At 70.4% G+C, this 17,077-nt stretch carries 17 protein-coding genes; 6 read left to right on the top strand and 11 right to left on the bottom strand.

Features of this window, described 5'->3' with window-relative positions; genetic code table 11:
- Positions 1–26: 26 nt before the first annotated feature.
- A complete protein-coding gene (locus tag FOA17_RS17585; RefSeq protein WP_162528308.1) occupies positions 27–542 on the bottom strand; it encodes a DUF4166 domain-containing protein in 516 nt (171 codons plus the stop codon).
- Positions 539–991, bottom strand: a complete 453-nt coding sequence (locus tag FOA17_RS17580) for a thiol-disulfide oxidoreductase DCC family protein (protein ID WP_149142811.1) — start codon at positions 989–991, stop codon at positions 539–541. The genes FOA17_RS17585 and FOA17_RS17580 overlap by 4 nt, the downstream gene beginning before the upstream one ends.
- 263 nt (positions 992–1,254) lie before the next feature.
- On the opposite strand from FOA17_RS17580, the gene FOA17_RS17575 reads away from it, so the two are divergent.
- The 3 genes from FOA17_RS17575 to FOA17_RS17565 all read left to right on the top strand — a co-directional run bounded on the left by FOA17_RS17575 (position 1,255) and on the right by FOA17_RS17565 (position 4,038).
- On the top strand, positions 1,255–2,427 hold the full coding sequence (locus FOA17_RS17575; RefSeq protein ID WP_149142810.1) for an aspartate aminotransferase family protein: 1,173 nt from the start codon (positions 1,255–1,257) through the stop codon (positions 2,425–2,427).
- Between the two features lie 78 nt (positions 2,428–2,505).
- A complete protein-coding gene (gene argF, locus FOA17_RS17570; protein ID WP_149142809.1) occupies positions 2,506–3,432 on the top strand; it encodes an ornithine carbamoyltransferase in 927 nt (308 codons plus the stop codon).
- A 72-nt stretch (positions 3,433–3,504) separates the two neighbouring features.
- The gene (locus tag FOA17_RS17565; RefSeq protein WP_149142808.1) at positions 3,505–4,038 is read left to right on the top strand and encodes an isochorismatase family protein; all 534 of its coding nucleotides are present in this window, start codon (positions 3,505–3,507) and stop codon (positions 4,036–4,038) included.
- On the opposite strand, the gene FOA17_RS17560 is transcribed toward FOA17_RS17565, so the two are convergent.
- On the bottom strand, positions 4,028–5,197 hold the full coding sequence (locus FOA17_RS17560) for an MFS transporter (RefSeq protein ID WP_149142807.1): 1,170 nt from the start codon (positions 5,195–5,197) through the stop codon (positions 4,028–4,030). The two genes, FOA17_RS17565 and FOA17_RS17560, sit on opposite strands and share 11 nt — an antisense overlap.
- 281 nt (positions 5,198–5,478) lie before the next feature.
- Here FOA17_RS17560 and FOA17_RS17555 point away from each other — a divergent pair, with 281 nt between their 5' ends.
- Positions 5,479–6,753: a Hint domain-containing protein gene (locus tag FOA17_RS17555; RefSeq protein ID WP_162528307.1), complete on the top strand. Its 1,275-nt coding sequence runs from the start codon at positions 5,479–5,481 to the stop codon at positions 6,751–6,753.
- On the opposite strand, the gene hrpB is transcribed toward FOA17_RS17555, so the two are convergent.
- The 5 genes from hrpB to FOA17_RS17530 all read right to left on the bottom strand — a co-directional run bounded on the left by hrpB (position 6,750) and on the right by FOA17_RS17530 (position 11,174).
- Positions 6,750–9,185, bottom strand: coding sequence for an ATP-dependent helicase HrpB (hrpB, locus tag FOA17_RS17550; RefSeq protein WP_149142805.1), 2,436 nt, complete (start codon positions 9,183–9,185; stop codon positions 6,750–6,752). The genes FOA17_RS17555 and hrpB overlap by 4 nt on opposite strands.
- 38 nt (positions 9,186–9,223) lie before the next feature.
- Positions 9,224–9,586: a diacylglycerol kinase gene (locus FOA17_RS17545; RefSeq protein WP_149142804.1), complete on the bottom strand. Its 363-nt coding sequence runs from the start codon at positions 9,584–9,586 to the stop codon at positions 9,224–9,226.
- Positions 9,587–9,655: 69 nt separating this feature from the next.
- A complete protein-coding gene (locus tag FOA17_RS17540; RefSeq protein ID WP_149142803.1) occupies positions 9,656–10,012 on the bottom strand; it encodes a YigZ family protein in 357 nt (118 codons plus the stop codon).
- Between the two features lie 73 nt (positions 10,013–10,085).
- Positions 10,086–10,343 (bottom strand): DUF6455 family protein, encoded by a 258-nt coding sequence (locus tag FOA17_RS17535; protein ID WP_149142802.1) that lies wholly within the window; start codon positions 10,341–10,343, stop codon positions 10,086–10,088.
- A gap of 78 nt (positions 10,344–10,421) precedes the next feature.
- Positions 10,422–11,174, bottom strand: a complete 753-nt coding sequence (locus FOA17_RS17530) for a M48 family metallopeptidase (protein WP_149142801.1) — start codon at positions 11,172–11,174, stop codon at positions 10,422–10,424.
- Positions 11,175–11,320: 146 nt separating this feature from the next.
- On the opposite strand from FOA17_RS17530, the gene FOA17_RS17525 reads away from it, so the two are divergent.
- Positions 11,321–11,560, top strand: a complete 240-nt coding sequence (locus FOA17_RS17525) for a hypothetical protein (protein WP_149142800.1) — start codon at positions 11,321–11,323, stop codon at positions 11,558–11,560.
- 3 nt (positions 11,561–11,563) lie between these two features.
- On the opposite strand, the gene FOA17_RS17520 is transcribed toward FOA17_RS17525, so the two are convergent.
- Both FOA17_RS17520 and rimO read right to left on the bottom strand, forming a co-directional pair.
- Positions 11,564–12,310 (bottom strand): sulfite exporter TauE/SafE family protein, encoded by a 747-nt coding sequence (locus tag FOA17_RS17520; protein WP_162528306.1) that lies wholly within the window; start codon positions 12,308–12,310, stop codon positions 11,564–11,566.
- 114 nt (positions 12,311–12,424) lie between these two features.
- Positions 12,425–13,825 (bottom strand): 30S ribosomal protein S12 methylthiotransferase RimO, encoded by a 1,401-nt coding sequence (rimO, locus tag FOA17_RS17515; protein ID WP_149142798.1) that lies wholly within the window; start codon positions 13,823–13,825, stop codon positions 12,425–12,427.
- 198 nt (positions 13,826–14,023) lie between these two features.
- Between rimO and FOA17_RS17510 the strand changes: the two genes are divergently transcribed.
- Complete coding sequence (locus tag FOA17_RS17510) at positions 14,024–15,985, top strand: AsmA family protein (RefSeq protein ID WP_149142797.1); 1,962 nt, start codon at positions 14,024–14,026, stop codon at positions 15,983–15,985.
- Here FOA17_RS17510 and ribD read toward each other — a convergent pair whose 3' ends face one another.
- The gene (gene ribD, locus FOA17_RS17505; protein WP_149142903.1) at positions 15,986–17,065 is read right to left on the bottom strand and encodes a bifunctional diaminohydroxyphosphoribosylaminopyrimidine deaminase/5-amino-6-(5-phosphoribosylamino)uracil reductase RibD; all 1,080 of its coding nucleotides are present in this window, start codon (positions 17,063–17,065) and stop codon (positions 15,986–15,988) included. It lies immediately after the preceding gene.
- Between the last annotated feature and the right edge of the window lie 12 nt (positions 17,066–17,077).

Raw genomic sequence — 17,077 nt, 5'->3', positions numbered from 1 at the left:
ATATTTGTGAACAGATGAAGGGGCGGTCAGGCGGGTCTCAGGCGCCCGGTATAGCGGATCAGCGACGCGCCCCAGGGCAGGCGGGCCGCGATGTCGAAGGCAACCGCGCCGGCCTCGGCCCATTCCCGCGCCTCTGCCTTTGGCCAGAAAACGCGCGGCAAGGGCAGTCCGAAGATGCGCGCGCCCGCTACCGTCAGGGCAAATCCCGCCCCGGTCGCGACCGGGTGCAGCACAAGTGTCACCGGGCCGAAACGCTCCATCACGCGAGCGCCGGCGCGCGTCAGCCGCGACCGGGTGACATGGGGGCCGAAATGGCGCTGCCAGTGAACGGCGCCGTCCGGCCCGACGGGCGTGATGACCAGCCGCAGGGGCCCGGCCCTCTCGTGCCGGGGATAGCCGCCGAGCCAGAGCGCCAGCCGCGCCGCGGGCGACCGGCCCGGCTCGATCCGCCCCTCGCCCCGCCAGACCTGCGCCTGGCCGTCATGCAGCCGGTCAAGCGGCGGTGGCAGGCCGGGCAACAGGGTCAGGAAAGGATCGCTCACCATCCCCCCGGCAGGAAACGCCCGCGCAAGGCCGCCTCGGGCAAGAGGCAGGTCGCGCGCCGCCCGAACAGCCGGTAGCGGTTGCGCGCAATGGCGTGATAGGCCCCGTCCTTCACGCCGACGGGCAGAAGGGCAAGCCAGGACAGCGGGCCGACCAGCCCGCCAAGCGCGCGCATCGCGGCGGCAAAGGCATCGAGCCGTTGATGGATGCGCTCCTCGACGATCACCAGATTGGTCTCGAAATCCTCCCGCGGCAGGTCCAGCGCGGCATAGAGCGCCTGGCCGATCTCGCTTTGGGCGGTAGCGAAACGGAAGCGCCCGTGCCGGTCTTGCCGCAGCATGAAGCGGAAGAACCCCGAACACAGCACGCAAACCCCGTCGAAGACCACGAGGTCGGCACCGCCGATGCGGGCCTGAAGGTCTGCGGGAAGGTCGGTCACGCGCGTCATTGCAGCACCGTGATGCGCGGCGCCCCCGCGGTCAATGCGGCACATTCGGTCTTGCGTGGCGGGCGGTTTCCGGCTACCCGTGCGGCATGATCGCAAATGGCACCTTCCTTTCCCTGCCCCGACGCCGACGCTTCTGAACAGCGCCGCGCCTTCATGCGCGATCATCCGGCGCCTCCCGCGCCCCCACAAATCCCGCTTCGCACGTTGACAGCCCCCCGGTGCTTTGGCACGTCTGGGCTTCGGCCAATTCAGGGTATACCCATATGATCACCTCCGTCCTGCCGACCTATAACCGCGCCCCCCTTGCCTTCGTGAAGGGCGAGGGCAGCTGGCTGATTGCCGAGGACGGGGGCCGATACCTCGATCTCGGCTCGGGCATCGCGGTGAACGCGCTTGGCCATGCCCATCCGGCACTGGTGGAAACGATCACCGCGCAGGCGCAGAAGCTGTGGCATGTGTCGAATGTCTACCGCATTCCCGAACAGGAGGCGCTGGCCGATCTGCTGGTGGAAAAGACCTTTGCCGATACGGTGTTCTTTACCAATTCCGGCACCGAGGCGGCCGAACTCGCCATCAAGATGGCGCGGAAATACTGGTATGACAAAGGCGAGCCGCGCAGCGAGATCATCGCCTTCGAGGGCGCCTTTCATGGTCGCTCCACCGGGGCGATCGCGGCGGCGGGGTCGGAAAAGATGGTCAAGGGCTTTGGCCCGCTGATGCCGGGCTTCCGGCAGCTGCCCTTCGGCGATCACGACGCGCTGCGCGCCGCGATCAGCGACAAGACCGCCGCGGTGATCATCGAACCGATCCAGGGCGAAGGCGGTATCCGCACCCTGCCGGATGCCTGTCTCAAGGGGCTGCGCGACCTCTGCGACGAAACGGGGGCGCTCCTGATCTTTGACGAGGTGCAATGCGGCATGGGGCGCACGGGCAAGCTGTTCGCCCATGAATGGGCCGGCGTCAGCCCCGACATCATGATGGTGGCCAAGGGCATTGGCGGCGGCTTTCCGCTGGGCGCGGTGCTGGCCAGCGAAAAGGCCGCCTCGGGCATGGTCGCGGGCACGCATGGCTCCACCTATGGCGGCAACCCGCTGGGCTGCGCCGTGGGCGCCACGGTGATGCGCATCGTCTCGGACGATGCCTTTCTGGCCGAGGTGAACCGCAAGGCCGCCCTGTTCCGGCAGGGGCTGGAGGGGCTGGTTGCCACCCATCCCGCCGTCTTCAAGGCGGTGCGCGGCCAGGGGCTGATGCTGGGCCTCGAATGCGTGCTGCCCAATGCCGATGTGGTGAAGGCGGGCTATGACCAGCAGATCCTGACGGTCGCCGCTTCGGACAATGTGCTGCGGCTCTTGCCCGCGCTGACCATTTCCGACGCCGATCTCGCCGAGGCGCTGCGCCGTCTCGACGCCACGGCCACGCGCCTCGAAACCGCGTGATCTTCATCTGTTTCCAAATATCCCACGGGGGTCCGGGGGCGTGAAGCCCCCGGCGCCAGCCGCCAGAAAGACGCTGACATGACGCATTTCCTTGATATCCATACCACCGCCGCCGCCGACCTGCGGCAGATGATCGACAGCGCCCGCGCGATGAAATCTGCGCGCAACGGCCGGCCCAAGGGCACGCCGGATGACGAGCAGCCGCTGAAGGGGCGCATGGTCGCGCTGATCTTTGAAAAACCCTCGACCCGCACCCGGGTCAGCTTTGACGTGGGCGTGCGCCAGATGGGCGGCGAGACGATGGTGCTGTCGGGCAAGGAAATGCAGCTCGGCCATGGCGAGACCATCGCCGATACCGCGCGGGTGCTGTCGCGCTATGTCGATCTGATCATGATCCGCACCTTCGAGGAGGCCACCCTGCACGAGATGGCGGAACATGCCGATGTGCCGGTGATCAACGGGCTGACCAACCGCACCCATCCCTGTCAGATCATGGCCGATGTGATGACCTATGAGGAACATCGCGGCCCGATCGCCGGCAAGAAGGTCGTGTGGTGCGGCGATGGCAACAATGTCTTTGCAAGCTTCGCCCATGCCGCCGGGCAATTCGGGTTCGATCTGTCCTTTACCGGCCCCGAAACGCTGGACCCCGAACGGGTCTGGCTGGATTTCGCCGCGTCGAAGGGGCATCCGGTGACCATCCAGCGCGACCCGCACAAGGCGGTGGCGGGGGCCGATCTGGTGGTGACCGATACCTGGGTCAGCATGCATGACCCCGAAAGCGCGAAAGAACGGCGCCACAACCAGTTGCGCGCCTATCAGGTGAACGAGGCGCTGATGGCCCTGGCCCAGCCCGATGCGCTGTTCATGCATTGCCTGCCCGCGCATCGCAATGACGAGGCGACGAGCGCGGTGATGGATGGCCCGCATTCGGTGATCTTCGACGAGGCCGAGAACCGGCTGCATGCGCAAAAGGCGATCATGCGCTGGTGTCTGGGGGTCTGAGACCGGCGCGGGGCGACAAGCCTCGCCGGGGGGCGTCTGCCCCCCAGGAATAACTGGGAAAAGAAGAAACGCATGACGACGCTACTGGTGATCGACCTGCAACAGGAATTTTCCCGCCGTATCGCGGCCGGGCGCGATTGCAGCGATCCGGGCGCGCTGGCGCAGGCGGCGGCCGTGCTGGCGCAGGCGCGCAAGGCCGGGATTGCGGTCGTGCATGTGCATCATGACGACCCCCGCCCCGAAAGCGGCTTCCGGCGCGACAAGCCCACCGGCGCGCCGATCGCCGCCACCGCGCCCCTGCCGGGCGAGGCGGTCGTGGTCAAGACCACCTCCTCGGCCTTTGCGGCGCCGGGCTTGCTGCCGGCGCTGGCGGGGGATCGCGATCTGGTGGTGATCGGGGCCGCGCTGAACTATTGCGTCAGCTCTACCCTGCGGTCGGCGGCCGATCTGGGGTTGCGCGCCCGTCTGGTGGCGGATGCCTGTTTCTGTTTCGACGCGACGGCCCCCGACGGCACTGCGCTGCCGGCGCGGGTGGTGCGCGATGTCACGCTGGCCGGCCTCGGCGATTTCGCCGCGATCGTCGCGGCGGCGGATCTCAGGCTCTGATCCCGTCCGCGTCGCGCACGCGCCCGGCCTGGCTTGCCACCAGCACGAGGCAGAGCGCCAGCCCCGCCCAGGTGCCGCGAAAGCCCGCATGTTCGGCGATGAACCCGATGGAGGAGGGCGCCACAAGGATGCCGGCATAGCCGATCATGGTGACCGTGGCGAGACCGGCGCCCGGCGACATGCCGCGCAGGTTGCCGGCGGCCGAAAACAGGATCGGCACCGTATTGGCGATGCCCAGCCCCGCCAGCGCAAAGGCCGCAAGCGCCAGCCCCATGCCGGGCGCCAGTGCCGCCCCCACCAGCGCGCCCGCCGCGACCAGCGCCGAGACACGCAGCGTGCGCACCGCGCCCAGCCGGTTGCGGATCGTGTCGCCGGCAAAGCGCATCACCGCCATGCAGCCCGAGAACAGCGCGAAGCCCAGCCCAGACGCGGCGGCGGGCAGGCTGAGTTCCTGGGTAAGATAGAGCGCCGACCAATCCATGATCGCGCCCTCGGGCACCATGCAGAGCAGCGCGACAAGGCCGAGGATCCAGATCTCGATCCGCCCGGCCGCTCCGGGCGCGGTGCCCGTCTCTGTCGGTGTCGTCTCGGTATCCCGGGGCGGCGGGGCGGCGCGCCACAGAAAGCGCGCGGCCCCGGCGATCACCAGTGCGATCACCCCCGCCACGCCAAACGCCTGCGCCACCGGCCCGAAGGCCGCCAGGGCCAGCCCGCCCAGACTGCCGCCAAGGAAACCCCCAAGGCTCCAGAACCCGTGCGAGGAGGACATGATCGCCCGGCCCAATCCCCGCTCCACCTCGACCGCATTGGCGTTCATCGCCACATCCATGCTGCCGGCAAGCGCACCGAAGGCCACCATGGCCAGCGCCAGCAGCGGCAGCGAAGGCGCCAGCACGATCGCGGGCAGCACCGTGACCAGCGCGCAGGCAAAGCCCAGCACCACCGGCACCGAGCCGAAGCGCTGGATCAGACGCCCCGCGAACATCATCGCCCCGACTGCGCCGATCCCCAGCCCGAGGATCAGCAGCCCCATCACCGCCTCGCCGATGCCATGGCGCGGCAGCAGAAGCGGGATCTGCGGCGCCCAGGCCCCCATGACAAAGCCATTGACCAGAAACATCGCGGCCACGGCCCAGCGGCCGCGCGTCACAGATTGCATGATACCCCCAACCCAAAGCGGTTTGGGCGCTTGTAACCCGACGCGCCCGGACAGGCCAGCCCCCTGCCCTTCACAGATGGTGTCGTCGCATTTCAAGGCCTGTGGCGGAAACAGTCGCGCGCGGCCATGTTGCCGCCCGGGCGACAATCCGGCGCTTCCGGCCAAATTGGGCGCGATGCCGCAAAATTGCCCCGACAGGGCCTTGGCTGCGCCGCGCCACGGCCATGCCGCCGGGGCCTACTGGTGCCAGAGCAGAAACAACAACCGGAACGGGGGCCAGAATGGCCACGATCAATACAGGCCTTGGCGGGCCGCGCGGGGTGGGCGAAGGCAGCTTTCGCGGCTCCACGCTGACGGCGGGCAATTACGATGACGGGTCGATCTATGTCGATATCCGCTCGGTCTTCGGATCGCAGGGGATCAACTATTTCGGCACCAATTACAACGGCATCTACATCAACACCAACGGGCTGATCACCTTTACCGGGCCGCAGACCGCCTATACGCCCTCGTCGCTGGCGAACCTGACCTATCCGGCCATCGCGCCCTTCTGGTCGGATGTGAACATCACCTCCGGCTCGGCCACCGGGACGAACAACATCTACTGGGATCTCGATCCGACCACCGGGCGGGTCACGATCACCTGGCTGGGCGTCAAGGCCTATCAGAACCCCAACAGCCAGGGCACCAACACCTTTCAGGTGGTGCTGGAACATACCCATGACGGCAATTTCGAGATCGACTTCATCTATCAGCAGATCCAGTGGACCAATGGCTATAGCGGCGTGGCCCAGGCAGGGATGACCGATGGCGGCAGCAATGATTACATCCTGCCGGGCTCGGGGTCGTCCTCGGCCTTGCTGAACTATCCGAGTTCGACGCTGGACCCGGGCGAGACGGGCGGGGTGTGGTCCACGCGGTTCCTGAACGGGCGGCCGGTCTGTTTCGTGGCGGGCACGCGGATCGCCACCCCCGAGGGCTGGCGCGCGGTCGAGACGCTGCGCCCCGGCGATGCGGTGCTGACGCGCGATCACGGCGCGCAGCCCCTGCGCTGGCGCGGCGGGGGCGGCGTCGCGGTCGAGGGGGCGGATCTGCCGATCTGCATCGCGCCCGGCGTGCTGGGCAATAGGCGCGCGCTGCGGGTCTCGCCCTTGCACCGGCTGGTGCTGTCGGGTCCGATGGTGGAACTGCTCTTTGGCGAGGCCGAGGTTCTGGCCGCCGCGAAAGACCTGCTCGGCCTGCCCGGCATCACGCAGGATCACGAGCCGGCGCGGGTCGGCTATTACCATCTGCTGTTCGACCGGCACGAAATCGTGCTGGCCGAGGGGGCGGCGGCCGAAAGCCTGCATCCCGGGCCGTTGGCGCTGGCCGACCTGCCGCGCCGGTCGCGGGCGGCGCTGGAGGCCGTGTTCCTGCCCTGGGAACTGGAACGGCTGGGCCGCCAGCAAAGCGCGCGGCCCATCCTCAAGGCGCATGAGGCGCGGGTCTGGTGCCAGTCGCAGCGGGCCGCCCCGGCGCGGTCCGGCAGGGCAGAGGCAGCGGCGCGGCTGATCTAGGTGCCGCGCGGCTTGGCGCGGGTGGTCGGATCGGCCTCGCGCGGGTCTTCGGGCCAGGGGTGGCGCGGATAGCGGCCGCGCATGTCGCGGCGCACATCGGCATAGGATTGCGCCCAGAAACCCGGCAGATCCGAGGTCACCTGCACCGGCTTGCCCCCGGGGCTGAGCAGGGTGATCTTCAGCGGCAGCGCCTTGGGCCCCACGGTCGGATGCCGCGTCACGCCGAACAGTTCCTGCAAGCGCAGCTCGATCGCCGGCACGTCGCCGTCATAGTCGATCGGCACGCGGCGACCCAGCGGGGTTTCGAAATGCGCCGGCGCCAGCCGGTCGAGCAACTGCGTCCCCTCCCATCCCAGCAGGGCGCGCAGCGGTTCCAGCAGGTCGAGGCCGCGCAGATCGGCTTCGGTCCGCCGGCCCCGCAGCCAGGGCAGCAGCGCGTCGGCCGCCAGCAGCGCCTGTTCCGAGACATCGGGCAGATCGGCGCCATCGCGGCGGCAAAGATCGACGCGCCGGGCCAGACGCAGCGCCGCCGGCGACCAGGCAAGGCCCAACTGCCGCAGCCCCTCCAGCGCGGCCAGGGCCACGGCCTCGTCGGGCGCGTCGGGCCAGGGCCGGTCCTCCAGCACCAGCGCGCCCAGACATTCCTGCCGCCGCGCCAGCACCCGCCCGTCGCGTTTCGACCATGCCACGCCTTCGCGCCAGACGATGCGGCCCCCCTCGACCGCGCGCAACTCCGCCTCGGTCAGCGGCACCGCCTGACGGATCGCAGCCTCGCGCAGATCGCCGTCCAGATCGGTCGCGACCAGCAGCCGCGCGCCCGACAGCGGCAGGCCCGGCGCCATATGCGCGCCCTTGCCGCCCGACAGGATCCAGCGCGGCGCCTCGCCCTTGCGGCGCAGCCCGATGCGGTCGGGATAGGCCAGCGCCGCCATCTGCCCAAGGCCCAGCCCCGCCGGCGCCTCGGGCACCGCGCGGGCCAGCCGCCGCGCCTCGGCGCGGATGCGTTCGATGGTGGGGCGATGCGCGGTGGCAAACCGGCCCGGATCGCGGATCGCCCCCATGCGCGCGGTCAGATCGGGCGGCGCCCCGCGCAGCGGGTCACGCTCGGCCAGCAGCGCGGCCAGCGTCGCGGCCTCGGCCCCGCCGCCCGCGCGGATCAGCATATGCGCCAGACGCGGATGCAGCGGCAGCGCCGCGATCTGGCGGCCATGCGCGGTGATGCGGCCCTGCGCATCCAGCGCATCCAGCCCGGTCAGGAGCGCCTGCGCCTCGGCCAGAACGCCGGGATGCGGCGGGGTGAGAAAGGGCAGATCGGCCGATCCCCAGACCGCGAGTTCCAGCGCCAGCGCGGTCAGGTCGCCCGCCGCGATCTCGGGCGGCGGAAAGGCGGCCAGACCGCCCTCCTCGCCCCGTGACCACAGCCGGTAGCAGACGCCCGTCGCCACCCGGCCCGCCCGGCCCCGGCGCTGTTCGGCCTCGGCCCGGGTCACCCGTTCCGTCACCAGCCGCGCCATGCCCGAAGGCGCGTCGAACCGCGACCGCCGCGCGCGGCCGCCATCCACCACCACCCGCACATCCGGGATGGTGAGCGAGGTTTCCGCGATGGAGGTCGCCAGCACCACCCGCCGCCGCCCCGGCGCGGGCGGGGCCAGCGCCGCGCGTTGCGCCGCGAAATCCATCGCGCCGAACAGCGGGCGAATGTCGCAACCCGGCAGCGATTTCAGCAGCCCCTCCACCCGGCGGATCTCGCCCTCGCCGGGCAGAAAGACCAGAACGCCGCCCTCGGGGCACTCCTCCACCGCCTGCACGACCAGCCGCGCCAGCGCCTGATCAAAGCGGGCGCCGGGGTCGAGCGGCCGGGGCAGCCAGCGGGTTTCCACCGGGAAGGCGCGGCCCTCGCTGGTGATGAGGGGCGCGTCGCCCATCAGCGCGGCGACCGGCCCCGCGTCCAGCGTGGCCGACATCACGACCAGCATCAGATCCTCGCGCAGCGCGCCCCGCACCTCCAGCGCCAGGGCAAGGCCCAGATCGGCATTCAGGCTGCGTTCGTGAAATTCGTCAAAGATCAGCGCGCCGATCCCGTCAAGCCCGGGGTCGGATTGCAGCATCCGGGTCAGGATGCCTTCGGTCACCACCTCGATCCGGGTCGCGCGCGACACTTTCGCCTCGCCCCGGATGCGGTAGCCAACGGTTTCGCCCACCGGCTCGCCCAGGGTCTCGGCCATGCGTTCGGCGGCGGCGCGGGCGGCCAGGCGGCGCGGCTCCAGCATGACGATGCGGCCCGCGACCAGCCCCGCCGCATGCAAGGCCAGCGGCACGCGGGTGGTCTTGCCCGCCCCCGGCGGCGCCTGCAACACCGCCTGCCCGCCCGCACGCAAGGCAGCAAGCAGTTCGGGCAAGGCATCGTCGATGGGAAGGGGCGCATGCGTCATGGCCCCTGACTGCGCCAGCTTGGGGCGCGATGCAAGGGTCAGCCGATCAGGATGATGACCCAGGCCAGCCCGCCCGCGATGGCGGCCACCGCCACGGCGGCCGATCCGGCATCCTTGGCACGGCCCGCGCGCGGATCCTGCGCGGTGGAGATATAATCCACCGTCTCCTCGATCGCGGTATTCAGCAGCTCGGCCACCAGGACCATCAGCCCAAGCGCCACGATCAGCGCGCGTTCCCCCGCCGTCAGCGGCAGGGCAAAGGCCAGCGCGTCCGACAGGATATTGGCCAGCGTCCATTGCCGCAGGGTCTTTTCGCTGGCCCAGCTGGCGCGCCAGCCCTGCCAGGACCAGATCACCGTATTTGCAAACCGCCGCCCTTCGGCCGCCAGCCATGCCCGCATCGCGTTCCTCCGTCCCGGGGCAGAGCGTGGCACGGGCCGGTTGCGTCTGTCCACTGGCGTTGCGCGCGATCAGCCCCGCCAATCGGCCAGAAAGGCGCGGACGCAGGTGACGATATGGGCAAAGCGGTCGCCACCCAGATGCACGCCGCCATACCAGCGCGTCACCACGACGATGGTGTCCACCAGCCCCTCGCGTTCCAGCATGCGCAGGATCACCGCGCCGGCGCCGCTTTCGCCGTCATCATCCTTGACCGGGCCGCCCTCGCTCAGCACGCAGGCCCAACTGTGATGGGTGGCCTTGGCGAATTTGCGCACGCGGCGCAGGTCGGCCACAAAGGCCGCGCAGCCCGCCCGGCCCGCGACCTTGCCGCCCGACACGGCATAGCGCGACCCGCGGTCGCGCAGCACATCCTCGATCTGCATCATGCCGTGATCCTCCGCGCCCGGCATAGGCCGGATCGCGGCGCGCGGACAAGCGCAATTTCCCCGGCGGGCGGCGTCAGCCTTCGTCGCGCAGGCCGGTCAACTGCGCGCTGTTGGCGCAGAATTCCGGCAGATCCACCCCGTGATCGGCATCGCCCAGCCAGTCATTGCAAGGCCCCGCCTGACCGCAGCTTTCACAGCATTGCACCAGCCCCACCAGTTCCTTGCGGGTCAGCACGCCGTCCGTCACCGCCCGCGGCAGGCTGACGCCCAGCGACCGCGCCATGCCATTGACCCGCCACCAGGCCTCCGGCGCCTCGACATATCCCAGCATCGCACTCCTCCTGTCGTCGCGCATGGCGCCATGCTGCGCCCGCGCGCGGCGCCCGGCCTTGACATGGATCAAGCGGGCTCAGCGGATCGCGCCGCGCTCCAGCTCGGCCACCACCGCCGCGACCTGGGCGCTGCGCTGCGCATTCTGCGGGTGAGAGCCGAGGAACTGATCCCCCGGATCGGGCAGACGTTCAAAGAACCCCGTGCCGCGCACCGGATCATAGCCCGCGCGCCAGGCGATCTGGGCGCCCAGGGCATCGGCCTCCAGCTCGAATTCCTTGGAATAGCGGCGGGCGCCGATCTCGGCCCCCATGCGCTGCAATTGCGCCATGGTGGCGGCATCGGCCCCGGTGACCGACCCGTAGACCGCCCCCAGAAGCGCCCCACGCTCGGCCGTCTGCATGCGGCGCGGAATATGGCCGGCGATGTGATGCGCCGCCTCATGGCCCAGCACGAAGGCCAGCTCGTCGGCATTGCGCGCCGCAGAGATCAGCGACAGGGTAAAGACGATCACCGGCCGGCCGCGCGGATCCAGCGTCTGAAAGGCGTTCGGCTCCTGATCCGGGCGCGGATCGACGCGGATGTCAAAGGCGCAATCGGTGCCGCGCGCCGCGAGTGCCTGACAGGCCGATTCCGCCATCGGCTCCACCCGGGCAACCACCTGCACAAAGGTTTCCGCCGCCGCGCGGGGCGGCACGACAAGCCCCTGCGGCGTCATCACCGGCGGCAGCACCGTGGCGGCATCGGGCAGCGGCGCGGGGCGCGGGGCCTCGATCGCCGGAATGCAGGCCGCCAGCATCAGCACGGCGATGATCGCCCCGATTCGTCCCATGATGCCCTGCCCGCCCCTGCCTGTTATCGCGCGAATCTAGGCGCCGCGGCGCGGCACGGAAAGCCCCCCGCGCGATCACAGAGCCGTCAGCGCCCCGGGTCGCGATTTCCCGTTGCAGCCGGGGCGCCACCTGCTAGGCTGGCGCCATGTTCACCATCGAGCACGAATTCGACGCCACCGTGATCACCCTCATCGACGAGGGTTCCGTGGCCTTGCAGGAAGACATCACCATTTCCGCCTTTGACGATTGCGTCACGCTGGAACAGGTGCATCCCGTCACGCAAGAGCCGATGATCATCACCCTCTCCATGGTGCAGCTGCGCGATCTGGCGGCGGCGCTCGACCTGCCCGAAGGCAGCTACCGGCTGGAACGGCGCGAGGGCTGAGCCTTACCCCGCCAGCCCCTGCCAGGACAGCGCCAGCCCCGAGGCCAGCAGCAAGACCAGCACCGCCCGGCGAAAGGCGCCTTCGCTGACGCCCAGAAAGGCGCGCAGCCCGATCAGCGCGCCGATCACGCTCAGCGGCACGGTCAGCGCCGACCAGGCCAGCACCGCGCCATCGACCTTGCCCGCGACCGCCATCGTCACCATGGCCAGCGCCAGAACCGCAAAGTTGAAGGGCTGATAGCGCGCCCGCGCCTCGGCGCCGCTCAGCCCGCGGATCTGCAACCAGACCAGCGGCGGCGGGCCGGACACGCCGCCAAAGCCGCCCAGCACCCCGCCGATGAAGCCGACCAGCCGATCGGCCCAGCCATCGCCGGGCCGGTTCAGCCGCAAGGCCCCCAGCCGCGTCGCCTGCGCCGCGACATAGGTCAGCAGCACCAGCCCCACCACGAGCTTGAGCGATTCCGGCCGCGCCAGCGTCAGCAACCAGGTGCCCAGCGGCACCCCGGCCAGGCCCCCGGAAATCAGCCAATGCCCCTTGCGCCAGTCCAGATGCCCATGCAGCCGGATCAGCCCGACCAGTTGCCCCGCCACCGCCGCAATGACCAGAAGCGGCGGCACCATCGGCGCGGGCAGCACCAGAAACCAGAAGCCCGAGGCGATCAGCGCGGTGCCAAAGCCCGCGAAACCATTGACGAAACCGGCGATCAGCGCCCCCGCCACCACCGTGGCCAACACCAGCGGATCAGCCATCGGCCCGCCCCCCGCGCCGGGCCACGGCACCGCAGCCGCCATGGCCGGACGGCGGCGCAAGACCGCCGGGCACCGCAGCCGACCGGCCGGGGCGCCGCCTGCATGGCCGGGGCGTCACGCGCGGCGGCCCCAGAGATCGTATTCGCCGGCTTCCTCTACCTCGACCGTGACGAAATCGCCGGGCGCCAGCCCCTCGAATCCCTCGTCGATGAACAGATTGCCGTCGATTTCGGGCGCGTCGGCCATGGTGCGGCAGGTCGCGCCCTCGTCATCGACCTCATCGACCAGCACGCGCAGGGTCTGGCCGACCTTTGCCGCCAGCTTGGCCTCGGAAATCGCCTGCGCCTTTGCCATGAAACGGTCCCAGCGGTCCTGCTTCACCTCGGCGGGCACATGATCGGGCAGGTCATTCGACCGCGCGCCCGCGACATTTTCATACTGGAAGCAGCCGACGCGATCCAGTTGCGCCTCGTCCAGCCAATCCAGCAGCGTCTGGAATTCGGCCTCGGTCTCGCCCGGATAGCCCACGATGAAGGTGGAGCGCAGGGTGATGTCGGGGCAGTCGCGGCGCCAGGCCGCGATCTCGTCCAGCGTTTTCGCCGCCGCCGCCGGCCGCGCCATGCGTTTGAGCGTGTCGGGATGGGCATGCTGGAACGGAATGTCGAGATAGGGCAGCACCAGCCCCTCGGCCATCAGCGGGATCAGGTCACGCACATGCGGATAGGGATAGACGTAATGCAGCCGCACCCACAGCTCGTTCCCCGCGCCCAGCCGGCCCAGCTCGCGCGCCAGATCGGTGATATGCGCCCGCACCTCGGCCCCTTTCCAGGGCGCCAGGTCATGCTTGCGGTCCAGCCCATAGGCCGAGGTATCCTGCGAGATGACCAGCAATTCGCGCACCCCGGCCTCGACCAGCTTTTCGGCCTCGCGCAGCACGGCATTTGCCGGGCGGCTGACCAGACGCCCGCGCATGTCGGGGATGATGCAGAACTTGCACTTGTGGTTACAACCCTCTGAAATCTTGAGGTAACTGTAATGGCGCGGCGTCAGCTTCACCCCGCTGGCCGGCAGCAGGTCGATAAAGGGGTCGGGGCTGGGCGGCACGGCCAGATGCACCGCATCCAGCACGCTTTCATATTGCTGCGGCCCGGTCACGGCCAGCACCTTCGGATGCGCGCCGGTGATGTAGTCGGGTTCGGCGCCCAGACAGCCGGTGACGATGACGCGCCCGTTTTCCTGCAAGGCCTCGCCGATCGCCTCCAGGCTTTCGGCCTTGGCACTGTCGAGAAAGCCGCAGGTGTTCACGATCACCGCATCGGCGCCCTTGTAATCGGGGCTGATCGCATAGCCCTCGGCGCGCAGCCGGGTCAGGATGCGTTCGCTGTCCACCAGCGCCTTGGGGCAGCCGAGGCTGACCATGCCGATGGTGGGTTGGCCCGCGCGCCGCTCGTCAGGGACAAGGGCGCGGGCAAGATCGGGGCGGAGATCGGGCGGGTTCTGGCTCATGCCGCCCATATAGCGGGGAAGCGCGCCCGCCGCAAAGGGCGCATCTGGCGGGGGCGTCGCAAAGGGCTTCTGTCTGCCCCCCTTTGCGCAAGCGTCTCAGCCCCCGGGGATATTTGCGAACAGAAGAAGGAAAGGCGCGCCCGCCCGGGGCGGGGTTGCGCCGGTCTGCCCGGCGGGGCATGATTCGGCCAAAAGGCAGGAGGAGCGATGATGCGCTGGCTGATCCGCGCTTTGGCAAGTCTCGTGGTTCTGGTGCTGCTGCTGGGGCTGATGGTGGTGCTGATGCCCAAGGACGCCGTGCTGGATCTGGCGGCGCGGAAATTCACCGAGGCAACGGGGCGGCAATTGCAGATCGGGCGCGGCGCCAAGGTGGCGATCTGGCCGGTGCTGGGCGTGTCGGCGGGGCCGGTGCGGCTGGCCAATGCGGGCTGGGGATCGGAGCCGGACATGCTGGTCGCCGACCGGATCGACATCGGGCTTGATCCGCTGGCCTTGCTGGACGGGCGGATCGTCATCCGGCGGGTGGAACTCGCGCGGCCCGAACTGTTGCTGGAACGGGGCGCGGATGGGCGCGGCAACTGGCTGATCCGCGCGCCGGGGCCGGCGGATGCGGCAGAGCCGTCGGGCGAGGCGCCGGATGTGACGCTGGGCGATATCCAGATCCGCGACGGGCGGCTGCGCTTTGTCGATCATGGCGACCCGACACGCGCGCTCGATCTGACCGGGCTTGATCTGGCCTTGCTGTTGCCCGGGGGCGAGACGCCGGCGCGGATCAGTGCCAAGGCGCTGCTGGCGGGCCAACCGCTGAGCGTGCAGGCCGAAAGCGGCACCTTGCCGGAATTGCTGGCGGGCCGCAGCGGCGATCTGGATCTGGTCGTGACCGCCGGAGGCAACAGCCTGCGCTTTGCCGGGCGGGCCGGCCTCTCGCCCGCAATGGCTGAGGGGCAGATCGACACCCGGCTGACCGACCGGCCGGCACTGGCCGCGCTGTCGGGCCACGCGCTGCCGGCCCTGCCCGAAGGCCTGGGCGCGGGCGGCATCGCCTTGAAGGGCGCGCTGACCCTGACGCCCGAGGGCAGCCTGCATCTGCGCGAGGCCGCGCTGGAGGCCGACGAGACGCGGCTGAGCCTTGATCTCGACCTGACACCGGGCACCGACCGGCCCCGGCTGGTCGCGCGGCTGGGTGCCGAGGCGCTGCGCCTGCCCGGCCCCCCGGACGGGGGCGATGGCGGGGCGGCGCCAGCGGGCTGGTCCGATGCGCCGATCGACCTGTCGGGGCTGCATGCGCTCGATGCCGAGATCGCACTGACCACCCGGGCGCTGTCGCTGGGCGATCTGGGCTTTGGCCCGGTCAAGGCGCGGGCCGGGCTGGAGGCCGGGCGCCTGGTCGTCGATCTGACCGAGGCGGCGCTGCATGGCGGCAGCGCGCGCGGGCAGATCGTGGTGAATGCGCGCAAGGGTCTGTCCGCCAGTGCCAATCTGACGCTGTCGGGGATCGACCTTCAGGCGCTGCTGACCGAGATCGCGGGCACCGCGCGGCTGGCGGGCGATGGCGATCTGCGGCTGAAGCTGCTGGCCTCTGGCCCCAGTCAGGCGGCGCTGATCCAGAGCCTCAAGGGGTCGGTGGGCGTCGTGCTGGGCAAGGGCGAGGTGCTGGGCCTCGACATCGCCGGCATGCTGCGCACCATGGATCCGGGCTATGTCGGCGAGGGGCGCAAGACCATCTTTGACGGGCTGAGCGTGACCGGCCAGATCGACAAGGGCATCCTGCGCAGCGAGGACCTGGCGATCAGCGACAACCTGTTCCATGCCGGCGGGCGTGGCACGGTCGATCTGGGGGCGCGGACGGTGGATTACCGCCTGCTGCCGCGTCTGGCGCCAAAGGCCGACGGCTCGGGCGGGCTGGAGGTGCCGGTGCTGATCAAGGGGCCCTGGGCCGCGCCCAAGGTGCGGCTCGATCTGGAATGGCTGGCGCGCGAGCGGGCCAAGGCCGAGGCCGCGCGGGCCGAGGCGCTGGCCAAGCAGCGGCTGGAGGAACTGGCGCAAGACAAGCTGGGCGTCGCCACGCAGGGCACGGAAAGCCTGGAAGACGCCGCGAAACGCCGCGCGCGCGAGGCGGTGGAGGCCGAAACCGGCCGCATTCTGGACCGCATCCTGAAGGGCAACTGATCAGAAGCGCCAGCGCGTCAGCGTATCGGCGCCGATGGGTTCGACCGACAGCCGGGTCAGGCGCGGCGCCTCGGCCAGTGCCGCCAGCCCCAGCGGGCCAAGCGCGGGCCGCCCCTCCGCCCCGATCAGCGCGCCGGCGGTGAATTGCGCCAGCTCATCGACCAGCCCGGCGCGGATCAACGCGGCGGCGAGATCGGCGCCGCCTTCGCAAAAGATGCGCGTCAGGCCGCGCGCGGCCAAAGCCTGCATCGCGGCGCGCAGATCGGCATGGTCCCCCGCAGCCGGCACCTCGATCAGCTCGGCCCCGGTCGCGGCCCAGGCGGCGCGGGCGGCGGCGGGGGCGGCGGCGGTATGCACCAGCCAGACCGGGATCGCTCCGGCGCTGCGACCCAGCCGGCTGTCGGGGCTGTGGCGCAAGCGGCTGTCGATCACGATGCGCAGCGGTTGATGCCGGGCGCCGATATCGCGCACGCTCAGATCCGGGTCATCGGCCAGGGCGGTGCCCGATCCGACCAGCACCGCGTCATGGCTCAGCCGCATGGCATGCACCGCGCGCCGCGCCGCAGGCCCGGTGATCCAGCGACTTTCGCCGCTGGCAGTGGCGATGCGGCCATCCAGCGTGGTAGCCAGTTTCAGCGTGACAAAAGGCAGGCCCTGCGTCACCCGCTTGAGAAACCCGGCATTGAGCGCGCGGGCGGCCTCGGCCCCCACCCCTTCGGTGACGGCAATGCCGGCGGCGCGCAGCATGGCATGGCCCCGCCCGGCGACGCGCGGATCGGGGTCGGTGAGCGCGGTCACCACCCGCGCCAGCCCGGCGTCGATCAGTGCCTCGGCACAGGGCGGGGTCTGGCCGTGATGGGCGCAGGGTTCAAGCGTCACATAGGCGGTGGCGCCGCGGGCAGCCTCGCCCGACTGTGCCAGCGCCCGGCGTTCGGCGTGGGGGCGGCCGCCCGGTTGGGTCCAGCCGCGCCCCACTACGCGGCCCCCACCGGGTCCGCTGGTCACGATCACGCACCCAACCGCCGGGTTGGGCCATGTATTTCCCAGCCCCCGCGCCGCCAGCGCAAGGGCCGTCCGCATATGGGCGGCGTC

Origin of the sequence: Gemmobacter caeruleus, assembly GCF_008271655.1 — a bacterium.
Lineage (GTDB): Bacteria > Pseudomonadota > Alphaproteobacteria > Rhodobacterales > Rhodobacteraceae > Gemmobacter > Gemmobacter caeruleus.
The sequence above is the reverse complement of the archived record's forward strand: the minus strand, read 5'-3'. Positions and strand labels throughout refer to the sequence as shown.

What these genes read in the sequence shown, in the direction of transcription:
- FOA17_RS17580 (WP_149142811.1), bottom strand. Translation starts at nt 991, where the DNA reads ATGACGCGCGTGACCGACCTTCCCGCAGACCTTCAGGCCCGCATCGGC.
- FOA17_RS17575 (WP_149142810.1), top strand. Translation starts at nt 1,255, where the DNA reads ATGATCACCTCCGTCCTGCCGACCTATAACCGCGCCCCCCTTGCCTTC.
- argF (WP_149142809.1), top strand. Translation starts at nt 2,506, where the DNA reads ATGACGCATTTCCTTGATATCCATACCACCGCCGCCGCCGACCTGCGG.
- FOA17_RS17565 (WP_149142808.1), top strand. Translation starts at nt 3,505, where the DNA reads ATGACGACGCTACTGGTGATCGACCTGCAACAGGAATTTTCCCGCCGT.
- FOA17_RS17560 (WP_149142807.1), bottom strand. Translation starts at nt 5,197, where the DNA reads ATGCAATCTGTGACGCGCGGCCGCTGGGCCGTGGCCGCGATGTTTCTG.
- FOA17_RS17555 (WP_162528307.1), top strand. Translation starts at nt 5,479, where the DNA reads ATGGCCACGATCAATACAGGCCTTGGCGGGCCGCGCGGGGTGGGCGAA.
- hrpB (WP_149142805.1), bottom strand. Translation starts at nt 9,185, where the DNA reads ATGACGCATGCGCCCCTTCCCATCGACGATGCCTTGCCCGAACTGCTT.
- FOA17_RS17545 (WP_149142804.1), bottom strand. Translation starts at nt 9,586, where the DNA reads ATGCGGGCATGGCTGGCGGCCGAAGGGCGGCGGTTTGCAAATACGGTG.
- FOA17_RS17540 (WP_149142803.1), bottom strand. Translation starts at nt 10,012, where the DNA reads ATGATGCAGATCGAGGATGTGCTGCGCGACCGCGGGTCGCGCTATGCC.
- FOA17_RS17535 (WP_149142802.1), bottom strand. Translation starts at nt 10,343, where the DNA reads ATGCTGGGATATGTCGAGGCGCCGGAGGCCTGGTGGCGGGTCAATGGC.
- FOA17_RS17530 (WP_149142801.1), bottom strand. Translation starts at nt 11,174, where the DNA reads ATGGGACGAATCGGGGCGATCATCGCCGTGCTGATGCTGGCGGCCTGC.
- FOA17_RS17525 (WP_149142800.1), top strand. Translation starts at nt 11,321, where the DNA reads ATGTTCACCATCGAGCACGAATTCGACGCCACCGTGATCACCCTCATC.
- FOA17_RS17520 (WP_162528306.1), bottom strand. Translation starts at nt 12,310, where the DNA reads ATGGCTGATCCGCTGGTGTTGGCCACGGTGGTGGCGGGGGCGCTGATC.
- rimO (WP_149142798.1), bottom strand. Translation starts at nt 13,825, where the DNA reads ATGGGCGGCATGAGCCAGAACCCGCCCGATCTCCGCCCCGATCTTGCC.
- FOA17_RS17510 (WP_149142797.1), top strand. Translation starts at nt 14,024, where the DNA reads ATGATGCGCTGGCTGATCCGCGCTTTGGCAAGTCTCGTGGTTCTGGTG.
- ribD (WP_149142903.1), bottom strand. Translation starts at nt 17,065, where the DNA reads ATGCGGACGGCCCTTGCGCTGGCGGCGCGGGGGCTGGGAAATACATGG.